This window comes from Hyphomicrobiales bacterium (assembly GCA_030688605.1).
In the GTDB taxonomy this organism is placed as follows: Bacteria; Pseudomonadota; Alphaproteobacteria; order Rhizobiales; family NORP267; genus JAUYJB01.
Genome location: JAUYJB010000174.1, coordinates 1 through 21,171, shown reverse-complemented (window position 1 = coordinate 21,171; position 21,171 = coordinate 1). Strand labels below are relative to the sequence as shown.

General features: G+C 66.0%; 24 protein-coding genes. 4 read left to right on the top strand and 20 right to left on the bottom strand.

Annotated elements, in window-relative coordinates; all coding sequences use genetic code 11:
• Positions 1 to 110: 110 nt before the first annotated feature.
• Genes Q8P46_18190 through Q8P46_18180 form a run of 3 tightly spaced genes read right to left on the bottom strand, consistent with a single transcriptional unit; the run spans position 111 to position 3,179 of the window.
• Positions 111 to 1,439: an HlyC/CorC family transporter gene (locus tag Q8P46_18190; GenBank protein MDP2622076.1), complete on the bottom strand. Its 1,329-nt coding sequence runs from the start codon at positions 1,437 to 1,439 to the stop codon at positions 111 to 113.
• The gene (gene aroB, locus Q8P46_18185) at positions 1,436 to 2,578 is read right to left on the bottom strand and encodes a 3-dehydroquinate synthase (protein ID MDP2622075.1); all 1,143 of its coding nucleotides are present in this window, start codon (positions 2,576 to 2,578) and stop codon (positions 1,436 to 1,438) included. Before aroB ends, Q8P46_18190 begins: the two co-directional genes overlap by 4 nt.
• A complete protein-coding gene (locus tag Q8P46_18180) occupies positions 2,568 to 3,179 on the bottom strand; it encodes a shikimate kinase (GenBank protein ID MDP2622074.1) in 612 nt (203 codons plus the stop codon). Before Q8P46_18180 ends, aroB begins: the two co-directional genes overlap by 11 nt.
• 180 nt (positions 3,180 to 3,359) lie before the next feature.
• Between Q8P46_18180 and Q8P46_18175 the strand changes: the two genes are divergently transcribed.
• Together Q8P46_18175 and Q8P46_18170 are read left to right on the top strand one after the other, a co-directional pair.
• Positions 3,360 to 3,500 carry a histidine kinase gene (locus Q8P46_18175; protein MDP2622073.1) on the top strand — a complete coding sequence of 47 codons (141 nt, stop codon included), beginning with the start codon at positions 3,360 to 3,362 and terminating at the stop codon, positions 3,498 to 3,500.
• 225 nt (positions 3,501 to 3,725) lie between these two features.
• Positions 3,726 to 4,697 carry a site-specific tyrosine recombinase XerD gene (locus Q8P46_18170; protein MDP2622072.1) on the top strand — a complete coding sequence of 324 codons (972 nt, stop codon included), beginning with the start codon at positions 3,726 to 3,728 and terminating at the stop codon, positions 4,695 to 4,697.
• 7 nt (positions 4,698 to 4,704) lie between these two features.
• Here the strand turns inward: Q8P46_18170 and Q8P46_18165 are convergent, their stop codons facing one another.
• The 6 genes from Q8P46_18165 to Q8P46_18140 all read right to left on the bottom strand — a co-directional run bounded on the left by Q8P46_18165 (position 4,705) and on the right by Q8P46_18140 (position 12,080).
• Complete coding sequence (locus Q8P46_18165; protein MDP2622071.1) at positions 4,705 to 5,289, bottom strand: DUF4167 domain-containing protein; 585 nt, start codon at positions 5,287 to 5,289, stop codon at positions 4,705 to 4,707.
• Positions 5,290 to 5,773: 484 nt separating this feature from the next.
• On the bottom strand, positions 5,774 to 6,670 hold the full coding sequence (gene prmC, locus Q8P46_18160) for a peptide chain release factor N(5)-glutamine methyltransferase (protein MDP2622070.1): 897 nt from the start codon (positions 6,668 to 6,670) through the stop codon (positions 5,774 to 5,776).
• Positions 6,663 to 7,754, bottom strand: coding sequence for a peptide chain release factor 1 (gene prfA / locus Q8P46_18155; GenBank protein MDP2622069.1), 1,092 nt, complete (start codon positions 7,752 to 7,754; stop codon positions 6,663 to 6,665). The genes prmC and prfA overlap by 8 nt, the downstream gene beginning before the upstream one ends.
• A gap of 172 nt (positions 7,755 to 7,926) precedes the next feature.
• Positions 7,927 to 8,346 carry a helix-turn-helix domain-containing protein gene (locus Q8P46_18150; GenBank protein MDP2622068.1) on the bottom strand — a complete coding sequence of 140 codons (420 nt, stop codon included), beginning with the start codon at positions 8,344 to 8,346 and terminating at the stop codon, positions 7,927 to 7,929.
• 118 nt (positions 8,347 to 8,464) lie between these two features.
• Entirely contained in the window at positions 8,465 to 10,726 is a 2,262-nt protein-coding gene (gene ptsP, locus Q8P46_18145; protein MDP2622067.1) for a phosphoenolpyruvate--protein phosphotransferase, read from the bottom strand.
• 94 nt (positions 10,727 to 10,820) lie between these two features.
• Positions 10,821 to 12,080, bottom strand: coding sequence for an aspartate kinase (locus tag Q8P46_18140; GenBank protein ID MDP2622066.1), 1,260 nt, complete (start codon positions 12,078 to 12,080; stop codon positions 10,821 to 10,823).
• A gap of 136 nt (positions 12,081 to 12,216) precedes the next feature.
• On the opposite strand from Q8P46_18140, the gene ubiG reads away from it, so the two are divergent.
• Entirely contained in the window at positions 12,217 to 12,993 is a 777-nt protein-coding gene (ubiG, locus tag Q8P46_18135) for a bifunctional 2-polyprenyl-6-hydroxyphenol methylase/3-demethylubiquinol 3-O-methyltransferase UbiG (protein MDP2622065.1), read from the top strand.
• Here the strand turns inward: ubiG and rpsU are convergent.
• The 9 genes from rpsU to Q8P46_18090 form a co-directional block, all read right to left on the bottom strand.
• Positions 12,990 to 13,241, bottom strand: coding sequence for a 30S ribosomal protein S21 (gene rpsU / locus Q8P46_18130; GenBank protein MDP2622064.1), 252 nt, complete (start codon positions 13,239 to 13,241; stop codon positions 12,990 to 12,992). The genes ubiG and rpsU overlap by 4 nt on opposite strands.
• 113 nt (positions 13,242 to 13,354) lie before the next feature.
• The gene (locus tag Q8P46_18125) at positions 13,355 to 13,564 is read right to left on the bottom strand and encodes a cold-shock protein (protein MDP2622063.1); all 210 of its coding nucleotides are present in this window, start codon (positions 13,562 to 13,564) and stop codon (positions 13,355 to 13,357) included.
• A 239-nt stretch (positions 13,565 to 13,803) separates the two neighbouring features.
• On the bottom strand, positions 13,804 to 14,706 hold the full coding sequence (locus tag Q8P46_18120; protein MDP2622062.1) for a pirin family protein: 903 nt from the start codon (positions 14,704 to 14,706) through the stop codon (positions 13,804 to 13,806).
• A gap of 78 nt (positions 14,707 to 14,784) precedes the next feature.
• On the bottom strand, positions 14,785 to 15,261 hold the full coding sequence (locus Q8P46_18115) for a DUF1178 family protein (protein MDP2622061.1): 477 nt from the start codon (positions 15,259 to 15,261) through the stop codon (positions 14,785 to 14,787).
• A 12-nt stretch (positions 15,262 to 15,273) separates the two neighbouring features.
• A complete protein-coding gene (locus Q8P46_18110; protein ID MDP2622060.1) occupies positions 15,274 to 16,128 on the bottom strand; it encodes a carbon-nitrogen hydrolase family protein in 855 nt (284 codons plus the stop codon).
• A 143-nt stretch (positions 16,129 to 16,271) separates the two neighbouring features.
• Complete coding sequence (locus tag Q8P46_18105; GenBank protein ID MDP2622059.1) at positions 16,272 to 17,072, bottom strand: ComF family protein; 801 nt, start codon at positions 17,070 to 17,072, stop codon at positions 16,272 to 16,274.
• Positions 17,073 to 17,131: 59 nt separating this feature from the next.
• Positions 17,132 to 17,878, bottom strand: a complete 747-nt coding sequence (locus Q8P46_18100; GenBank protein ID MDP2622058.1) for a sensor histidine kinase — start codon at positions 17,876 to 17,878, stop codon at positions 17,132 to 17,134.
• 325 nt (positions 17,879 to 18,203) lie between these two features.
• A complete protein-coding gene (locus Q8P46_18095) occupies positions 18,204 to 18,503 on the bottom strand; it encodes a chaperone modulator CbpM (GenBank protein ID MDP2622057.1) in 300 nt (99 codons plus the stop codon).
• A gap of 18 nt (positions 18,504 to 18,521) precedes the next feature.
• Positions 18,522 to 19,499, bottom strand: a complete 978-nt coding sequence (locus Q8P46_18090; protein ID MDP2622056.1) for a DnaJ C-terminal domain-containing protein — start codon at positions 19,497 to 19,499, stop codon at positions 18,522 to 18,524.
• A gap of 135 nt (positions 19,500 to 19,634) precedes the next feature.
• Here Q8P46_18090 and Q8P46_18085 point away from each other — a divergent pair, with 135 nt between their 5' ends.
• Complete coding sequence (locus tag Q8P46_18085; protein MDP2622055.1) at positions 19,635 to 20,546, top strand: methyltransferase domain-containing protein; 912 nt, start codon at positions 19,635 to 19,637, stop codon at positions 20,544 to 20,546.
• Between the two features lie 259 nt (positions 20,547 to 20,805).
• Here the strand turns inward: Q8P46_18085 and Q8P46_18080 are convergent, their stop codons facing one another.
• Both Q8P46_18080 and Q8P46_18075 read right to left on the bottom strand, forming a co-directional pair.
• Positions 20,806 to 20,979 (bottom strand): Flp family type IVb pilin, encoded by a 174-nt coding sequence (locus tag Q8P46_18080; protein ID MDP2622054.1) that lies wholly within the window; start codon positions 20,977 to 20,979, stop codon positions 20,806 to 20,808.
• Between the two features lie 77 nt (positions 20,980 to 21,056).
• Positions 21,057 to 21,171, bottom strand: a 115-nt coding sequence (locus Q8P46_18075) for an 8-oxo-dGTP diphosphatase MutT (protein MDP2622053.1), incomplete at its 5' end; no start/stop codon positions are given.

The window sequence follows — 21,171 nt, the reverse complement described above, 5'->3', positions numbered from 1 at the left end:
CGCCCGGCGAGCCGCGCCTGGCCACGGCGCAAAATCATCCCGGTCAAATGGTTCCCTATTACCATGAACCGCTCTAGGTTGATCCGTCCCGTCGAAATCCAGGACGGAATCTAAGACGCGGGCGTGTCCGCGGCGGGCTTGGCGGTGGTGCCCTTCACGGCAGTCGGCACTTTGCCGCGCACCGGGCCGATGCGCAGAAGCGAGATGCGGTTGCGCTGGCGGCGCAGCACCTCGATGCGGAAGCCGTGGAAGGTGAAGACCTGGCCCTGGTCCGGGATCATGCGCGCCTCGTGGATGACCAGGCCGGCGATGGTCGTCGCCTCCTCGTCCGGCAGGTGCCAGTCCATGGCGCGGTTGAGGTCGCGGATCGGCACCGAGCCGTCGACGGTCACCGTCCCGTCCGCCTGCGGGCGGACGCCGGTGGCGACGGCGTCGTGCTCGTCGACGATTTCGCCGACGATCTCTTCAAGGATGTCCTCGAGTGTGACCAAGCCCATGACCTCGCCATATTCGTCGACGACGAGCGCGAAATGGCCCTTGCGCTTGAGGAAGGCGTCGAGCTGGTCGGCGAGCGTCGTCGTGTCGGGCACGAACCAGGGATCGGTTGCGATCTCGCCGATCTTCAGCTCCGAAAGCTTGCCCTCGGCCTCGGTGATCGCCCGGGCGAGATCCTTGGCGTGCAGCACGCCGGTGATGTTTTCCGGGCTGTCGCGCCACAGGGGAATGCGGGTGAAGTTCGATGACAGGACCTCGGAAACGATCTTCTCCGGCGGATCGCCGGCATTGACCGAGACCATGTTGGTCCGGTGCACCATGATGTCGGAGACTTCAAGGTCCTTCAGATCGAGGATGCCGCCGAGCATGTAGCGGTCGTCCCTGACGACGGCGCCTTCGCGGTGGTGCAGGTCGATCGCGCCGCGCAATTCATCGTGTACCGTCAAGAGGTCGCCGCTGGCCTTCGGCTTGGCGCCGATGAGCCGCAGGGTCAGGCGCACGACGGACTGTACCGCCATGGTCAGGGGCGCAAACAGCGAGACGGCGAAACGGACCGAGGCCGCGACCTTCAGCGCTACATGATCGGGTTGCGAGAAGGCGTAGGTCTTCGGCAGCACCTCGGCGAAGATCAGCACCAGGGCGGTCATGATCAAGGTGGCGTAAACGACCCCGGCAGGACCGAACTGGCTGACCAGAACGCCGGTCGCCAGCGCCGAAGCGAGGATGTTGACCAGATTGTTGCCGAGCAGAAGGCCGCCGATCAGCCGGTCCCGCCGCGCCATCAGCCGATTGACGATGCCGGCGCGCTTGTCGCCGCTGTTTTCCAGATGGTGCATGCGCGCCCGCGACGACGCGGTCAACGCCGTCTCGGAGCCGGAAAAGAAGGCGGACAGAACCAGTAGTGCGGCGATCGCCGCAAGCGTAAAGATCAGTTCGATGCTCATGGTCGTTTCAATTTGGTTTCCAGGAACGCCTGCAGCCGGTCAACGGGGACATCGCCGCAGATAAAGGCGCGGCCGATGCCGCGGGCCAGAATGAAGATCGGGCGGCCGGCGCTCATTTTCTTGTCCTGTTGCATCAGGCCGATGAGGCCGGCGGCGTCGGGAAGCGCCGCTGGGATATCGCTGATATGGGTCGGCAGGCCGGCGCGCGCAAGGTGAGCGCTGACGCGGGTCGCAACTGCCGGTTTGCAGAAACCCAGCTCCGCCGACAGCGCGAAGGCCAGGCACATGCCGATGGCGACCCCCTCGCCGTGAATCATCCGGTCCGAATATCCGGTCGCCGCCTCCAGCGCATGGCCGAATGTGTGGCCGAGATTAAGCAGCGCGCGGCCTCCGTGCTCGCGCTCGTCGGCGGCGACGATCGCCGCCTTGGCGGCGCAACTTACCCGCACCGCCTCGACCCGCAGCGCGCCGTCGCCGGCGAGAAGCGCGTCGACATGACCCTCCAGCCATTCGAAGAAGGGCGCATCGCCGATGAGCCCGTATTTGACCACTTCCGCGTAGCCGGCGCGAAGCTGCCGGGGAGCCAGGGTATTGAGCAGGTCGATGTCGGCGACGACGAGGCTCGGCTGATGGAACAGTCCGATGAGGTTTTTGCCTTCGGCGGTGTTGATGCCGGTCTTGCCGCCGACCGAGGAATCGACCTGGGCCAGCAGGGTCGTCGGAATTTGCACGACGCGAATGCCGCGGCGAACGATGCCGGCGACGAAGCCGGCCAGATCCCCGACGACACCGCCGCCGAAGGCGACGACCAGATCGCCACGCTCGATTCCGGCCCCAAGCACGGCCCGGCTCACGCGCTCGGTCTCGGCGAAGCTTTTCGAGGCCTCGCCGGGGGCAATCGTGATCACGCTCGCGGGCAGGCCGGCTGCGGCAAGGGATTTTTCGAGCGCCCCGCCGTGCAGCCGACACACCGTCTCGTCGGTGATCACCATTGCGCGCCGCGCCGGCGCATGGGTTGCGATCAGGCGGCCGGCCTCGGCCAGCAACCCGGCTCCGATCAGGATCGGATAGCTGCGCGGGCCGAGATCGATGGTGATCTCGGCCTTGGTCGCTTGCGTCACGGCATCATCAAGGCTCATCGTGGTCCCCTTGCGCCGTTGCCTCGGCAAGACCGAAATGCGCCATGAGCGCCTTGACGATCTCGCCGACGATCACCTCGTGGGGGACGTCGCGCGTGGTTACCGTTACGTCGGCCCGAGAATAGACGGGATAGCGCTCGCTCATCAGTTTCGCCAAGACCTGCTCGCGGTCGTCACCGCTCAACAGCGGCCTTGTTGAGCGCCGGCGCACGCGGCGCATCAGTGTATCGAAGTCGGCGCGCAGCCACACCGAAACTCCGGCCTTCTCGATCTGGGCGCGGGTCTCGTCGCAGACGAAGGCGCCGCCGCCGGTTGCCAGAACCTGCGGCCCGGACTCGAGCAGCCGGGCGATGACCTTCCGCTCGCCGTCGCGGAAGGCTTCCTCGCCGTGATTGGCGAATATATCGCCAATTGACTGCCCGGCCGCATGCTCGATCTCGGCGTCCGCATCCGTGAATGGAATGCCGAGCCGGGCGGCGAGGCGGCGGCCGACCGTGGTCTTGCCGGCGCCCATCATGCCGACCATGACGATACTGCGCGGCCCGAGCGCATCAACCAGCGCGGCGCTTACGGCCTGTCGGTCCTTTTGCTTCGTGTCCATCGCCAATTCTCTCGCCGCCGCGCCATAAGTTTCACAACAGCGGCCGGGCGACAATGTATTTTGCCTGCCCGCAGGTTGCCATCCGGTGAAGGGCGTTGGTCGGCAGGGGTGTTCGCATTTGCCGAGAATCGGCGCATAGTGCCGGTCACACGGCTCATGTCTCGCTCGGGAGCGTCTGCGATGTTCACGCTCGTTCGCTTGCTCATCGTCTGCGGCATCATCGCTGGCATCGCCTTTGGCGGCATGTTCGCGCTGGCCGAGTTCGTCCAGCCGCAACAGCGTGAAATGACCTTTAAGATCCCGCGAGACCAGCTGCCCTGACCAAGAGCGAGATAGTATGAGATTGGATCAATTCTGTTTCGCGAGCGGCGTGGCGATGCGCCAGAAGGTGCGCGCGGCGCGACCGGTGGGACGGGCGCACTCGCGCCAAATCCTGCGGGCTTTGGCTTGGCCGTACGCCTCGGTATGGCCGGCGCCGAATCCCTTGACCTTGTCGCAAAGGCGCTCCGTCAGAATGGTTCAATCTCATACTATCCCGCTCTAGGAATGGACGCGCGCCGGAAAGCCGACGAAAGGCAACCAGGGGGCCTGCACCACCTGGAGGCCTTTCTAGAGATGCTCGGCGCGGAGCGCGGCGCGGCGGCGAAGACGATCGAGGCCTACCGCGCCGACCTCCTCGGCTATGCCGGCTTCCTTAACCGCCGTGGCCGGAAGCTCGCCGCGGGCCGCGTCGAGGATGTTCGCGCTTATCTGGGAAGTCTTGCGGAGGCAGGGCTGGCGGCGAGCTCGACCGCGCGGCGGCTGTCAGCGCTGCGCCAGTTCCACAAGTTTCTCTATGCGGAGAGCGTGCGTGGGGACGACCCCACCGGCACTATTGAAAGTCCGCGCAGGGCGAGGCCGTTGCCGAAGGTGCTGAGCGAGGAGGATGTCGACCGCCTGCTCGAGACCGCGCGCGCCAGAGCGTTTGCGCCCGAAGCGGCAGTGGCCGCGCGGTTCAGGGCGATGCGGCTCTATTGCCTTCTGGAGGTGCTCTATGCGACCGGCCTCAGGGTCTCCGAGCTGGTGGCGCTGCCGCGAGCGGCGGCGCATGTGGAAGGGCGGTTCCTGACCGTCAAGGGCAAAGGCGGGCGCGAGCGCTTGGTGCCGCTGAACGACGCCGCTAAACAGGCCATGGCCGATTACGCGGCCTTGCTGGAGAGCCAGGCGAAAAGGGGCGGACAAACGCGCTGGCTGTTTCCTTCAAGCGGCCGCTCGGAGGTGTGGACGCGCCAGTCGCTCGCCCGCGACCTGAAGGCGCTTGCCGTCGCGGCCGGCATCGCGCCCGAGCTGGTGTCGCCGCACGTCATTCGTCATGCCTTCGCCAGCCACCTCCTCGCCCACGGCGCCGATCTGCGCGCGGTGCAGCAGCTGCTCGGTCACGCCGACATATCGACGACGCAGATCTATACCCATGTGCTGGAGGAACGGCTGAAGCGCCTGGTGCGCGAGCACCATCCGCTCGCCTCGATGGATCGCTGAGTTGTAATCAGACTGCCGATTCCGCCGGCTTTTCGCCGCCGACCTCCGCATCCTCGACAGGGGACTGGGCATCCTCATCGCTCGTGCCTGCCTCGTCCGCCTTGGTCTCGCTCGCCGCGTCGTGGCCATTGGCCCCCTGGGCCCTGCCGTCGGTCCCGCGCCGGCGGCGCGACTTGCGGGAGGGTTCCTCGGCGCCTGCCTGCGCGCGTGGTTCCTCATCACCGCCATGTTCTTGCGCTGCGACCGAAGGCGAACCGCCTACCTGCTCCCTGGCTGCGCCGTTCAGCTCCGCGCCGGACTGGTCGAACGCCGGCTGCGGCTGTTGCTGCTGCGGTGCCTGTTGCTGAATCTGGGTCTGGGCGGAGGAGATGATGCGGAAATAGTGCTCGGCGTGCTGAAGATAGTTCTCCGCCGAGATCGGATCGCCCGAGGACTGGGCGTCACGCGCAAGGTTCAGGTATTTTTCGGCGATATGGCTCGCCGGCCCGCGAATTTTCACATCCGGGCCGTTGCTCTCGAAAACCCGGTTGAGCGAACCCTGCACCTTGCGGCCGCGGCCGCGCATTCTCTTGTTCTGCTGACCTTGTCTCATGGTTTGAATGCTTCTGTTGTGGACACCAATGCGTTCGGTTTCTGCAAGCGCTCCGGCGAACGGCGCTGCATATCGAAGCCGAAAATTCCGAATTCCCCCGTTCGGGATCCTTACGGACCCCCAATAATCGTCCGGGTCATCCCCGGACCGCGCGCCGCGCCAATGCCCACGCCGTTATCGGCTCCGTCCCGTCGAATTCAGCGCGCGTCGCAATCTACAGAGCAGGCCATCACATAAATCCCAGACGCGCTCGACCGCGTTCTCGCCGGTGCGTCTTCGAAATTTGTTCCCAAGCGATGGCCACGACCGCACGGTCGTTGCAAGCAAACCTTCCAGATGCCGTGCCAGATGCCGTGATGGTGCCGCACCGTCACATTACAGACGCCAATCCGCTCATTTCAGGCGAACCCGTGTGCGGCTCTCAAATCGTGGTCGGACCCTAGCCCCTTCGCCCCCACTTTCCAAGAAATTTTTTTATGTCCCGTTAACGCGCCCGGCGCCCGCGCACGACCCGCGCGATGCCGGAAAGGTCGCACATGACGTCGCACCCCCGGTCGACCGTGAGCCCATGGTCGGCGAAGAGGCCGGCCGCCGCGTGGGCTTGGCCGGCGCCGACCTCCACCAAAAGCACGCCACCTGAGTTGAGGCGCGCTGGCGCGGCGGTGGCGATCGCCCGGATCGCGGCAAGGCCGTCCCACCCGCCGTCGAGCGCCGCGGCCGGATCGAACCGGGCGACCTCCCTCGGCAGCGCCGCAATCGCCGCACTTGGGACATAGGGCGGATTGGCCACGATCAAATCGAACTTGGGCGCCAGCGCCTCGAGCCAGTTCGCCCGTACGAAGCGCGCCCGGTCGGCGACGCCATGGCGGGCGGCGTTGGCGGCGGCGATGCGCAAGGCGGAAAGCGAAATGTCGACGCCGAGCCCATGGGCGCTTTGGTGATCGGCGAGGATCGAGATCAAAAGACATCCCGACCCGGTGCCGACATCCGCGACCCGCGCGCTTTCGCCCGGCGTCCCGTCGCGCAACGCGTCGAGCCCCGCTTCGACCAGAAGCTCGCTTTCGGGGCGCGGCACCAGGGTTTCCGCGCCGAGAACGAAGTCGCGGCCCCAGAATTCCTTGACGCCGAAAATGCGCGCGATCGGCTCGCCGGCGAGGCGCCGCGCCATCAAAGCGTCGAAACGCGCTTCATCTGCCGCGTCCAGGAGCCGTGCCGGCGCGGCGATAAAATCCTCGTGGCTGAGACCCAGCACATGGGAGAGGAGGAGGCGAGCATCAAGTCCGGCCGTCCCGATACCGGCGGCGGCAAGGGTGCGCGCTGCCCGGTTGAACGCCGAGCGCAGCGTTTGCGGCGGCTGGGGCGCGAGTTGCAGCTCAGCCATCGCCGGCCTCCACCGTCTCGATCGCCGACAATTGGGCGGCCTGGTCCTCGCTGGCGAGCGCGTCGATGATCTCGTCGAGCGCTTCGCCGGCGAGCACCCGGTCGAGCTTGTAGAGCGTCAGGTTGATGCGGTGGTCGGTCACCCGGCCTTGCGGGAAATTATAGGTCCGGATGCGCTCGGAGCGGTCGCCGGTGCCGATCTGGCCGCGGCGGTTCGCCGCGCGCTCGGCGTCGGCCCGCTCGCGCTCCATCTCGTAGAGGCGCGCGCGCAGCACCTTCATCGCCTTTGCCCGGTTCTTGTGCTGCGACTTTTCGTCCTGCTGGATGACCACTAGGCCGGTGGGTAGGTGGGTGATGCGCACCGCCGAATCAGTGGTGTTGACCGACTGGCCGCCGGGGCCGCTCGACCGGTAGACGTCGATCCTGAGGTCCTTGTCGTCGATCGTGACATCGACCTCCTCCGGCTCCGGCAGGACCGCAACGGTCGCCGCCGAGGTATGGATGCGGCCGCTCGCCTCGGTCTGCGGCACCCGCTGCACCCGGTGCACGCCGGATTCGTATTTCAGACGCGCATAGACGCCCTTGCCGGCCACCGACGCGATGACTTCCTTGTAGCCGCCGGCTCCCGATTCGCTTGCCGACAGCACCGTTACCTTCCAGCGCTGGTCATCGGCGTAGCGCTGATACATGCGAAACAGGTCGGCTGCGAACAGCGCCGCTTCCTCGCCGCCGGTTCCGGCGCGCACTTCCAGGATCACGTTGCGCTGGTCGGCCGCGTCGCGGGGCAGAAGCAGGACTTTCAGTCGATGATCGAGCTCGGCAAGCCGTTGCTCGACATCGCCCAGCTCCTCCCTGGCCAGCGCGCGCATATCCGCCTCGCTTTTGGCATCCTCGATGATCTCGCCGAGGTCGTTGCGCTCGCGCTGGGCCGCCTCGATGGCGTGAATCGCCTCGACAACCGGCCCGAGCTCGGAGAGTTCGCGCGACAGGCGAACATAGGTCTGCGATTCCGGCGAGGTCGCGAGTTCCGCCTGCACGGCCTCGAAGCGGTCGACCAATGGTTTGAGCTTCTCGACGCTGATCATGGGGCTGCGGGTATCTATTGCCCGCGCGGGCACAAACGGCGCGGGCGCGCACGGCGCTTGGCTACGTTCGAATATCGGTTAAGCCTAGAGCGGTTTGCGGTCAATTGGTTCCATATGGCCCGGAACCGCGCGAGCGCAATCGATGGCGATGGAAAGGCCACCCAGGCCTCTGCTAGCGGCCGACCAAATGCAGCACCAGCAGACCGGCCAGGAAGACCATTCCCATAGCAAAAGCCAGGAAGCTCAGGCTCGGGCGCGGCCGATCGAACGGCTCCTCGGGGCCGCGCAGCGCGAATAGGTTTGGCGGATTGAGCAATTCCCAGTCGGTATAGACCTCCAGGCGCGCCAGCACCGGCCCCGGCTCGAGCCCCAGATAGTCGCAATAGGCGAGCACCACAAGGCGCAGCCGCTCCGAGTCCGAGAACGCAGCCAAATTGCCGTTCTCGATCAGTGCCAGCTCGCGGAATTCGGCTCCCGTCGCCTCCGCCGCGTCGGCAAGGGAAACGCCCAGAACCTGCCGCCGCTCGGAGATTTGCGCCGACATCACTTCGTCGAAGCCGGTCGGGATCTCCTCAATGGAGAGAATCCGCATCGGATTATGGCCCGCCCCCGTCTGCCCTGTGTCCCCTATAAGACGGCGCGGGCCGAAAAACCTCAAGCCCCTTGAAGGGGAGAGCCGCGGCGGGGAGCCGATCTGGCCGTTCACGCCGTCAGACGGGCACGTTGCGGCTGGCCGCGAAATCCGTGAGCGCCTGGCGCAGGCTGGCGATGTTGGAGTCCATCAGCCGCTTCATCTCCGCTTCGAGCGCGGCGACGTCAAGGCCGAGGATCATCGCCTTGACCGGGCCGATGGAGGCCGGCGACATGGAAATCGAGCGAAAGCCGATGCCGATGAGCGCCATCGCCTCGAGCGGCCGGCCGGCGAGCTCCCCGCAAAGCGCCACCCGCTTGCCGTGCGCTTTTGCGCGCTCGACGATCGCTCTCAGCGCCCGCAGCACCGCCGGGCTTAGCGGGTCGAAGCGGCCGGCGACGCGCGCGTTGCCGCGGTCGCAGGCCCACAGGAACTGCAACAGATCGTTGCTGCCCACCGAGACGAAGTCGACCCGCTGCATGAGCGAATCGAGTTGCCACAGCAGCGCCGGCACCTCGATCATCGCGCCGACCATGATACGCGTCGGCACGCCGTGGCCATGGCGCTTCAGATGTTGCTCCTCGCGTTCGAGCAACTCCTTGGCGAGGTCGAACTCGGCGACCTCGGTGATCATCGGAAACATCACCCGCAGCTCCCGGCCCGCCGCCGCGTGCAAGAGGGCGCGGAGCTGGGTTCGCAACAGCGCCGGGCGGTCGAGCGCCATGCGGATCGCACGCCACCCCATCGCCGGGTTCTCCTCATGGGCGTGGCGCAGGAACGGCATCACCTTGTCGCCGCCGACGTCGAGGGTGCGGAACACCACCGTCTTGTCGCCGGCGGCGTTCAGGACGGCGCCATAGATCCTCTCCTGCTCGCGCATGCGCGGGAAGTTCGCCGACACCAGGAACTGGAACTCGGTGCGGTAGAGGCCGATCCCGGCAGCGCCGGTGTCGACGAGATGCGGCAATTCGACGATCAGCCCGGCATTGATCAACAGTCCAATCGGCTGTCCGTCCTTGGAGACGGCGGGTGTGTCGCGCAACGCCGCATACTGGGCCTGCCGCGTGGCGCGCAAACGCACCTTGTCGGCATAGGCGGCCTCCACGTCGGCGGGCGGGCGGATATGGACCTCGCCGGAATCGCCGTCGACGACCACCGGGTCGCCCGCCTCGACGGCCTCGATCAGGCCCGAGACCTGACCGACCGTGGCGATATCGAGGGCCCGGGCGACGATGGCGACGTGACTGTTGGGGCCGCCCTCTTCCAGGATCAGGCCGCGCAGCCGCGTGCGGTCGTAGTCGAGCAGCTCCGCCGGGCCCATATTGCGGGCGACGATGATGGCGGATTTGGGCAGTTTGCCGGCCGCCGCCGTCAGAGTGCGCCCCGATAGAATGCGCAACAGCCGGTTCGCCAGATCGTCGAGGTCGTGCAGGCGCTCGCGCAGGAACGGGTCGGTCTGCCGCATCATCCGGGCGCGGGTGTCGCTTTGCACCCGCTCGACGGCGGCCTCGGCGGTCAGGCCGGTGGCCACCGCCTCCAGCATGCGCAGCGCCCAGCCGCGGTCATGGGCGAGCATGCGATAGGCCTCGAGCACGTCGCGATGGTCGCCGGCGCGGGCGACATCGCCGCTCACCAGCATATTGTCGCTCCACCCCCGCAACTCGGCAATGGCGGCGTTGAGCCGGCCGGTTTCGAGCTGCACGTCCTCGGCGATCAGGTTGGTGACCACGATCTTGGGCTCGTGCAGCACCGCGTGACCGAGCGCGATACCTTCCGACAGCGACAGCCCGCCGAGATGGTGCGGCTTGGCGCGAGCGGCCTCGGCGCCGGAGACCGGCATCGCCTCGAACTCGGCTACCCCCAACATCTCGGCCAGCACCATGGCGATGGTCTGCAGCGCCTCGATCTCTTCTTCCGAGTAGACCCGCCGGGCCTGGTTCTGGACCGTCAGGACGCCGATCGTGTAGCCGCCGCGCAGGATCGGAACGCCGAGGAAGGAGTGGTAGATCTCCTCGCCCGTCTCCGGCCGATAGGCGAAAGCCGGGTGGTCCTGGGCTTCGGTCAGGTTGAGCGGCTTGGCTTCCGCCGCGATCAGGCCGACCAGCCCCTCGCCGACCCTCAGCCTGGTCGCGTGCACCGCCCCTGGATTGAGGCCCTGGGTCGCATAGAGCTCCAGGGTCTGGTTGTCGCGCAGCACGTAGATCGAGCACACCTCGGCGACCATGTTCGAGGCGATCGAGACCACGATCTTGTCGAGCCGCTCTTGCGCGCCGATCGGCTCCGCCATGGTTTCGCGGAGGCGGCGCAGCAGAACACGCGGGCCAACCAGCGTGCCACGCATGAAATCAGGTCCTTTCCTGCGGGCCGGCATCAACCGACCGGTCCGGGAAACAGCGTGTTGCGAATTATAAATCGGCCGGAACCCCGGCCCGCCGTCAGTTCTTGTCGAGCCCGTATAGCGAATGCAGCGTGCGCACCGCAAGTTCGGTATAGGCGGCGTCGATGAGAATGCTGACTTTGATCTCCGAGGTCGTGATGGCCAGAATGTTGATTCCCTTGTCGGCAAGCGCCCGGAACATCTTGGCGGCGACGCCGGCGTGGGAGCGCATGCCCACGCCGATGACCGAGATCTTGACGATGTTGGTCGAGCCGCGCAGCTCCTTGTAGCCGATATCCGCCTTGGCCGCGCTGATCACCTTTTCGGCGCGCTCGTAATCGGCGACCGGGACGGTGAAGGTCATATCCGTGTAGCGGCCGTCGTCGGACACGTTCTGGACGATCATGTCGACATTGATGTTGGATTCGGCGAGCGGCCCGAATACGCGGGCTGCAACGCCCGGCTTGTCCTCGACCTTGAGCAGGGTGATCTTGGCCTCGTCCTTGGAATAGGCGATGCCGCTGACGATTTGCTGTTCCACGATCTCGTCCTCGTCGCAAACAAGGGTCCCGATCCGCACTTCATTGGCCGACAGCGCCGGCGCCAGGCTCTCCGGCTCGGCGAAGGAGGAGCGAACCATAACCTTGACATGGTGGTTCATGGCAAGCTCGACCGAGCGGGTCTGCAGGACCTTGGCGCCGAGCGAGGCCATTTCAAGCATTTCCTCATAGGAAATCCGGTCGAGGCGGCGCGCCTTGGCGACGATCCGCGGGTCGGTCGTATAGACGCCGTCGACGTCGGTGTAGATGTCGCAGCGGTCGGCATGGAGGGCGGCGGCAACGGCCACCGCGCTGGTGTCCGAGCCGCCACGCCCCATCGTCGTAATGCGGCCCGACGGCGCCACCCCCTGGAAGCCCGAGATGACCGCGACCTGGCCCTCCTTGAGGCGCTCGATGAGGACCTTGCCGTCGATCGCCCTGATTCGCGCCGTGCCGTGCGCGTCGTCGGTCTCGATCGGGACCTGCCAGCCCTGCCAGGAGCGCGCCGAGACGCCGATCTCCTGCAGCGCGATGGCGAGCAGGCCCGTCGTCACCTGCTCTGCGGAGGCCACCACCGTGTCATATTCGCGCGCATCGTGGAGCACCGCCGTCTCCCGCGTCCAGGCGACCAGCTCGTTGGTCTTGCCGGCCATGGCCGAGACGATAACGGCGACCTCGTGACCGGCCGCGACCTCGCGCGCGACGTGACGAGCGACGGTCTTGATCCGTTCCACATTGGCGACCGAAGTGCCGCCGAACTTCATGACGATGCGGGCCATGGGGGACTGGATTTCCCAACTTGCCTGCGCGCCGAGCCGCGCGAGAGGGCGGCCCTACATATCCGCAAGCCGGGCCGCCCGCAACCTTGACAAGGTCCCGCCCGCATGGAGCTAATGGCCGCACACGGGAGCGACCATGGCGAACACCAGGACGAAGGCAAGAAAGGGCGCCGCCGGCGCCACCAGCATCGACCCGGACGAGGTTGCGCGCTTTTCCGCGCAGGCGGCCGAATGGTGGGACCCGCACGGCAAGTTCCGCCCCTTGCACAAGCTCAACCCGGTCAGGCTCACCTTCATCCGCGATGAGGTCTGCGCGCATTTTTCCCGCGACCCGCGCCGCGCGGACAGCTTTTCCGGCCTGCGGCTCCTCGACATCGGCTGCGGCGGCGGCCTGCTATGCGAGCCGATGGCCAATCTCGGCGCAGACGTGGTCGGCGTCGATCCCTCGCACAACAATATCGAGACCGCGCGGGCCCACGCGCGCGAGCAGGGGCTTGAGATCGACTATCGCTGTGCCGGCGCCGAGGAGCTGGCGGAGGCCGGCGAGGATTTCGATGTGGTGCTCAACATGGAGGTGGTCGAGCACGTCGCCGATGTGGGGGTGTTTCTTGACGCCTGCGGCCGGCTGGTGCGGCCCGGCGGGCTGATGTTCATGGCCACCTTGAACCGCACGCTGAAGGCCTTCGCGCTGGCCATCGTCGGCGCCGAATACATTCTGCGCTGGCTGCCGCGCGGCACCCACCGCTGGGACAAGTTCGTCACGCCGTTGGAATTGGAAAAGGCGCTCGGCACAGCGGGCTTACGCGCGCGCAAGCCCGTCGGGGTCATCTACAACCCGCTCGCCGATGCCTGGCTGCAAAGCGCCGACACCGACGTCAACTACATGCTGGTGGCGGAGAAGCCGGGGAGCTAACGCCGGCCGCCGAAAGCAGCTGGCCTGGTGGTCCGCGGCTTGGCGATCAGGCCTTCGCGCTGCGCCTGCTTGCGCGCGGCCTTGCGGGCCCTGCGGATGGCCTCGCCCGCCTCCCGCGCCCTCTTTTCGGACGGCTTTTCATACGCCCGGCGGCGCTTCATCTCGCGAAAAAGGCCTTCGCGCTGAAGCTTCTTCTTCAGGACCCTGAGGGCCTGGTCGACATTGTTGTCCCGAACGATAACTTGCAGGGTCATTCTCCTTTCAGGGTTGCTGGGTGAAATCTTGGGACCATGTCCCGGAAACGCATTGGGAAGAATTGCCCGGCGCCGAGGCGCCGGACAATTCCGAACAGATCGAAAGGCTAGGCGTTCTGAAGATTGGCCGCGGCAGACTTGCCGGACCGCTCGTCGACCTTAACCTCGTAGCTGACCTTCTGCCCTTCCGTCAGGGCCGGAAGGCCGGCGCTCTCGACGGCGGTCGCGTGAACGAATACGTCCGGGCCTCCGTCGGTCGGCTCGATGAAGCCGAAGCCGCGATTGTGATTGAAGAATTTAACAGTACCAGTGGCCATGAGGGCCTCCTTGTTGACGACGCGAAACGCGTTTTGCCCGCACGACCATCGCGCGGGCTCTCATCCGAATTCAGCGATGTCTTGAAGGGGGCCGTTTTTGGGCCAGTGCAGCAAGGCAGACCGAAATATCGAATGCCCCACATATGGACGCTCTGGCGGCAAACGTCAATCCCGGCAACGAACCTGGCCCCCAATTTGGTGAACGCCAACCGAGCGCGGCTCGGCCGGCGCGCCCGGCCCTATTTGATGAAACTGCCGTCGTTGAGGTCGGCGATCGCCTGGCGCAATTCGGCGTTGGTGTTCATCACGATCGGCCCGTACCAGGCAACCGGCTCCTTGATCGGCTTGCCGGAGACCAGCAGGAAGCGGATGCCCTCCTCGCCGGCTTGCACCGTCACCTCGTCGCCGGAGTCGAACAGGACCAGCGACCGGTTGCCCGTCTGCTCGCGGATCAGCGCATCGACCCCGTCGACTGCCTTTTCGGTGAGGACGCCGAAAGGCTGCGAGGCGTCGCGGAATGTCCCCGAGCCGTCGAAAACATAGGCGAATGCGTGCCGCTCCGTCTCGACCGGCAGGCTCTTGCGCCGGCCCGGCGGGACCCAGATGTCGAGATAGCGCGGGTCCGCGGCGACGCCGTCGACCGGGCCGCGCTTGCCCCAGAACTCGCCGCAGACGACCCGGACCCGGGTGCCGTCGTCATCGACGATCTCCGGGATCTCGGTGCCCGGAATGTCCTGGTAGCGGGGTTGGGTCATCTTCAGCGAGGAGGGCAGGTTGGCCCAGAGCTGAAAGCCGTGCATGCGCCCGTTGGGGTCGCCCTTCGGCATCTCCTGGTGGAGAATGCCGCTGCCGGCGGTCATCCACTGCACGTCGCCGGCGCCGAGCGTCCCCTGATTGCCGAGGCTGTCGCCATGGTCGACCGTTCCGGCGAGCACGTAGGTGATGGTCTCGATGCCGCGGTGCGGATGCCAGGGAAAGCCGGCGCTGTAGTCGTCGGGGCGTTCGTTGCGGAAATCGTCGAACAACAGGAACGGGTCGAACTCGCCGGTGTCGCCGAAGCCGAAGGCCCGGCGCAGCCTCACGCCCGCGCCTTCCATGGTGGGCTTGGACTCGATGATGCGCTTGACGGGGCGAATGGACATGGCGGTTCCGACCTTCCTGTTTCGAGACGTTCTTATTTGTGCATCGAGGAAGGGATTGTCCACCCCCTGGCGCGGAGCCTAATTGCGGTCCTCGGGCAGGACCGGCAGGGGATGAAACTCGATGCCTTCCTCGCGCAGGCTTTTCGCCTCGTCGGTCGATGCTTCGCCGTAGATGCCGCGGCTTTCGGCCTCCTTGTAGTGGATCTTGCGCGCCTCTTCGGCGAACCGGTCGCCGACATAGTCGGCATTCGCCGTCACATGCTCGCGCAGCTTGCGCAGCGCCGTCCTCAGCTCGGCCTCCTTGGGATCGGCTTGAAAGACGGCTTGCGGCTTGTCGGCGCCTTGGGCTTTGCCCTCGGCCCCAGTCGTGGCACTTGACTTGGTCCTTGTCTTGGCCGGAACCGCGGGCGCCATCAGCGCCTTGTCGACATGGTTGCTGCCGCAGGCCGGGCATTCGAGCTGGCCTGAGGCCTTCTGTTCGTCGAAGGCGGCGGATCGGGAAAACCAGCCGTCGAAGGTGTGGCCGTTGTCGCAAGTGAGCCGGTAGCGGATCATAGTCTCATGCCGTCATTCGGCGGCTTCCGCCTTGCCGGCCTGGCGCAAGGTGAAGCCGCGGTCGTGTTGCAGCGCCGGGATGCGCGCCCGCGCTTCGGCGCAGGCGGCCGGGTTGATCTTGGCGGTGATCACGCAAGGGTCGGTCCCGGCTTCCGCCAGCACCTCGCCCCAGGGGGCGATGATAAGGCTGTGGCCGAAGGTCTCGCGCCCGTTCTCGTGGGTTCCGCCCTGGGCGGCGGACATCACATAACAGCCGGTCTCGATCGCTCGCGCCCGCTGCAGCACGTGCCAGTGAGCCTGCCCGGTCTGGCGGGTGAACGCCGCCGGGATCGCCAGGAAGTCGGCGCCCGCCTGCGCCAGGGCCCGATAGAGATAGGCAAAGCGCAGATCGTAGCAGATGCTCAAACCGAGCCGGCCCCAGGGCAAATCCATGGTGACGGCCTCCTTGCCGGGGCGGTAATTCCGCGATTCGCGATAGGTCTCGCCGTTCGGCAGGTCGACGTCGAACATGTGGATCTTGTCGTAGCGGGCGGCGATGGCCCCGTCGGGCGCAAGAACGAAGGCGCGGTTGGCGGCCTTGTCCGGGGCAACGCGGATGGCGAGCGAGCCGATGTGAAGCCAGATGCCGAGCTCGGCGGCAAGCGCCTTGAAGCGCGCGAGCGCCGGGTCCTCGTCCTCGGCCACGATTTTGGCGAACAGGACCTCGGAGCGTAGCTCCATCAGCGCCGTCTGCTCGGGCGTCTGCACATATTGGGCCCCGGTCGCCGCCGCCTCGCGGATCAGCGCCTCGGCCGCCTCGATATTGGCGGCCACGTTCTGGCCGGCGCGAAGCTGCACGCAGGCTGCCGTGAAGGTCTGCTCGCCCATTGGCCCGATCCTTCTTGCTCACCGCCACCGCCGGTTCGGACGGATCAAGTTTCGCCTCTATCCCGTTAATGTCGGGTCAATTTCATTATAGACCATGCCCCCGCGCTTGAGCAGGTCTGCGGCGGCATGGCTCCATATGGGCTCTATATGGGCGCCTCGATGATCTGCGCAACCCGGGCGAAAACCAGGGCGTCGACACGTTCGGCGCCGGCCCGGCGGGCGACCCGGGCGCAGGCCTCCACCGTCGCCCCGGTGGTCAGCACGTCGTCGATAAGAAGAATGCGCTGGCCCTTGAGGCGGCCGGCCCAGTCGGTGCGCACCGCGAAGGCGCCGGCGACGTTGCGCCGGCGCTGCTCGGCGGTCAGCCCGACCTGGTGCGCGGTCGGCCGGGTTCGTATCAGGGCGTCGGGCGCGAAGCGAAGTCCCGCCGCCTCGGCGACGATGCGGGCAAGCAGGACCGACTGGTTGAAGCGGCGCGACCAAAGCCTGCCGCGATGCAACGGCACCGGGACGATGAGGGTCGCATCGGCCAACAGCTCGGCGCCGGCGCGCGCCATCAGCCCTCCCATCATGCGCGCAAGATCGTGGCGGTCGCGATATTTGAGCGCGTGGATCATCGCCCGCGAGACGTCGTCGAACAGCGCCACGGCGCGGGCCCGGTCATAGGCAGGCGGATCGCTTGCCGCCCGAGCGCTCACCGCCGGAAAGCCGGGGTCGATCGCAAACGGTATGCCGAGCCGCTGACAAAAGGGCGGCGCGATGAAGCGCAGGGCGCGCCAGCACGTGCCGCAGACATGGCCATGAGCGTCGATGCGCGCGCCGCAGGCGGCGCATTGCGGCGGCAGCAGGAAATCGACCAGCGCGCGGGAGAGGGCGCGCGCCCGCGCCCCACCTCCGTTCTGCTGCGGCGTGGCGGGAGCCCTGTCTGCCGAGACGCCATCCATGAACCCGATGCTAGAGGAAAATGCTCCTCGCGCGAAGGCTTGAGCCAGCAGGGTCGCCGCTAGGACGACCGTAACGAGGCGAGGGGAAAATCGAACTCGCATACGACGCCCGAGGGTTCGAACCGCAATCGAGCATCACCATGGAGCAGCCGGGCAAGGCTGCTCTCGATGAGCTGCGTCCCAAAATTCCTCTTGGTCGGCTCTTTGACAGCGGGGCCACCCTTCTCGGCCCAGATCAGTTTGAAACGTTGCGCTTTTTCATCGAGCACCAATGTAATTTCGACATGCCCCTCGGCGTTGGACAGCGCACCGAACTTTGTCGCATTCGTGCACAGTTCATTGAGTGCCAAGGCGAGGGACATTACCGCGGCCGGGCCAACATCGATCTCTGCCGCTCGAACGATAAATCGTCCCGAATCAGGTGAGTCAAAGGGTTTGATGGCGGCGCGCACGAGTTCCGGAAGATTCGCGCCGGTCCAGCTTGTTTGCAGGAGTATATCGTGTGCCTGACCTAACGCAATCAGCCGGTGTGCAATGGCTTCCCGTCCTCGTTCCATGCTCGTCGCGTACTTCAGGCTTTGCGAGGTGATCGCCATTACCGTTGCAAGCGTGTTTTTCACGCGATGATGCAACTCCTCCAGCAGCAGGCGCTGCAAACGCGCGGCAGACTCTTGCTCCGTGGAATCAAATCCAGCTTTTACAAGCAACTGCGAGGCGTCTATGCGGGCCTGCGCCAACAATTGGCGGAGCTCGGTGTTTTCCGCCTGCAGCGTGGCCTCATTGGGTGTCGTAAAGGCTTTGGCCATGCGATTCTCTCTACCTCTACTGCGAAATGAATTTGACCATTGTCGGCTGCCGACCATCCACCATGACTTTTGGCCACTGGTGAATTTCGCACCAGCGTGGACAATAGCAGACGACAGAGTTCCCATGAAGTCCCGGGCACGCAGCTCATAGCGAGCACGCCTCGTCTCGCGCTCCTTTGACGGCAAGCGGCCAATGGGAGTAACGGTGGGGTGCACCGCAGCAAGGACATTCACCGAGGCCGGGAGTTCCCGTCATATTCGACCGTGCCCTGCTGGCCCAAAGGCGCGCCCGCGCCGCCGCGGCCAGGCGCGGCAACAGCATGGCCTAAGGCACGTACTTCTCCAGCCGTTTGAGCTGGCTTTTCAACTCGTCGATCTGCTCTATCAGGTCGAGGGCAAGCGCCGCCCCGGCGGGATTGAGGCCCAGATCCCGCTCCAGCCGGTGCGCCTTCAGCACCCGCACGACAGTCACTTCGGAAAACCGCCATCGTGCGACGCGATCGCCTTCAACCTCGATCGCGCCTTCCTCGACATAGGCCCGGACCGTTGTCTCGGGCAGGCCGCACCGTTCGCAGACCTCTTGCAGGGCCAGCTTGTTTTTCTCGCTCAGGATTTCACCGGCCATGCCAGACCTCCCCTGTTGCTATTTCGCGCGGTCCCGCTCGCCCTGCCGCGCGTCGCGCATCAGGTTCTTGCGCGGGTCGAAGTCGAGTTCATTGGCCATCCGCTCGTAGAGCTTCTTCGCCGCGGCGCTGTCGGCCGGCGGCAGGGCAATCTGCAATGTCACATACAGATCGCCTGGCCGCCTGGACGGAAGGCCGCGCCCCTTGAGCCGCAGCTTCCGCCCCTGCCGGGAGCCCGCGGGAACGTTCAGGTCGACGACCCCGCCGGGCGTCGGCACCTTGACCTTTGCGCCAAGCGCGGCTTCCCAGGGCGTCACCGGCAGATCGAGATACAGGTCGGAGCCGTCCGCGTTGTAGACGGGATGCGGGGCGAAGGCGATCTCCAGATAAAGGTCGCCCGGCTCGCCGCCGCCCAGCCCCGGCGCGCCCTGGCCCTTCAGGCGGATATGCTGGCCCTCGCGCACGCCCCTGGGAAGGGTCGTCTCGAGCTTGCGTTCGCGCATGGCCAAATGCCCGTTCTCGGTCAGTTCGGGCAGTTTCAGGACGATCGTGCGCTTCGCCCCATGGAACGCATCCTCCAGATCGATAAGCACCTTGGCGTGGTGGTCTTGCCCCTTCGCGCGAAACCGCGTTCGCGCGCCGTCCGCCCGCCGCTGACGGATGGCCTCGCCGAATAGGCTCTCGAAGAAATCGGAAAACTCGTGCGCGCCCGCGCCATCGCCGCCCGAGAATTCAAACCCCGCATCCCAGTTCGGCGGCGGCCGGAACTCCTGCCCCGGCCGGTAGCCCTTGCCGAGCCGGTCGTATGCCGCCCGCTTTTCCGGGTCTTTCAGGACTTCGTTGGCCTCGCCGATCTCCTTGAACTTTTCCTCCGCGCCCGCTTCCTTGTTCAGGTCCGGGTGGTATTTGCGCGCGAGCTTCCTGTAGGCGCGTTTAATCTCGTCCTGCGTCGCCGATTTCTCGACGCCGAGACTCTTGTAGTAATCCTTATATTCCATGTCCTTGCCGTTTTCGGGGCTTGCGTGTCCGGAGCTTACACGATGCGGATTGCGGTTGAACGGAAAGATGGACGCATTGCGTTCCGCCAGCCGCGCACGGTATCCAAGAGGTCAGGAGAGCAAGGATATTCACCGATGCCGGGAGTTCCCGTCATATTCGACCGCGCCCTGCTTGCCCGCCGGCGCGCCCGCGCTGCCGCGGCGATGGCGTCAGCCGATTTTCTGCTCAAGGAGGTCGCCGCCGACTTCGCCGACCGGCTGTCGCTGATCAAGCGCGACTTTGCGCGCGCCGCCGATATCGGCAGCCATACCGGACTGGTTGCCGACGCCATCGCGGCGCTTCCCAATGTCGGCGTGGTGGTGCGCAGCGACCGCTGCCAGGCGCTGATTGCCGGCCAACCCGGCCCTCGGCTTGTCTGCGACGAGGAGCTGTTGCCCTTCGCGCCGGAATCCTTGAATCTCGTCGTCTCCGGCCTGACCCTGCAATGGGTCAACGACCTGCCCGGCGCATTGGCGCAGATCGCCGCAGCCTTGAAGCCGGACGGGCTGTTCCTTGCCGCCCTTCTCGGCGGCGACACGCTTTATGAGCTGCGCCAGGCGCTGACCGCGGCCGAGATCGAGATGCGCGGCGGCGCCAGCCCCCGTGTGTCGCCCTTCGTCGAGGTGCGCGAGCTGGGCAGCCTGCTGCAGCGGGCGGGCTTCGCCCTGCCGGTCACCGACACCGACCGGCTCACCGCCCGCTACGCCGACATGTTCGAGCTGATGGGCGAACTGAAGGCCATGGGCGCCACCAACGTGATGAGCGAGCGCAGCCGCTCAGCCCTGCCGCGCGGGGTGCTGTTTCGCGCCGCGGAAATCTACGCCGAGCGCTTTGCCGGAACGGACGGCCGCATTCCGGCGACCTTCGAGATCGTCACCGCGACCGGCTGGCGGCCGCATGACAGCCAGCAAAGGCCGCTGCGCCCGGGCTCGGCGCGCATGCGCCTTGCCGATGCCCTGGGAACACGGGAGATTCCGGCCGGGGAGAAGACAGGGCCCCGACGCTAGAGCATGTTCCGCAAAAGTGGGAACCGGTTTTGCGACAAGAACAGGCTCAACCAAGAAGCGTGTTCCGCAAAAGTGGGAACCGGTTTTGCGACAAGAACAGGCTCAACCAAGAAGCATGTTCCGCAAAAGTGGGAACCGGTTTTGCGACAAGAACAGGCTCAACCAAATAGATAAGACCGAAATCCGATCGAGATGGATTTCGGTCCCGGTGAATTGCCGGTTGACACGGGAGAGGGAACAGGCCCTAGGGGGAAGATATTTAGCCGCCGCTCAGCTTGTCGGCAGCCGGCTGGTAATAATCGCTCTGGAGCGTAGCGCCGAGCGTAAAGACCACGGCTATGATTGCCGCCGCCACGGCGGTGGCGATCAGCGCATATTCGATGGCGGTGGCGCCGCGCTGGTCATGCCGGAACGCGCCCAACGCCGCTGCCAAGCGGGACCTCAATTCGGATTTGCTACCCAACCTGACTGCTCCTTCGCCGGATCTGTTTTGCGGCCCTCGAGCGGCAACTACAAGAGGTCCTGCAGTTGGGCGATGAGAGGCACATCCGCCGGCGGCATCGGAAAGCCCGCGAGCCGGTTCGGTTTCACCCATTTAAGCTCCTGGCCCTCGCGGGCCGAAACC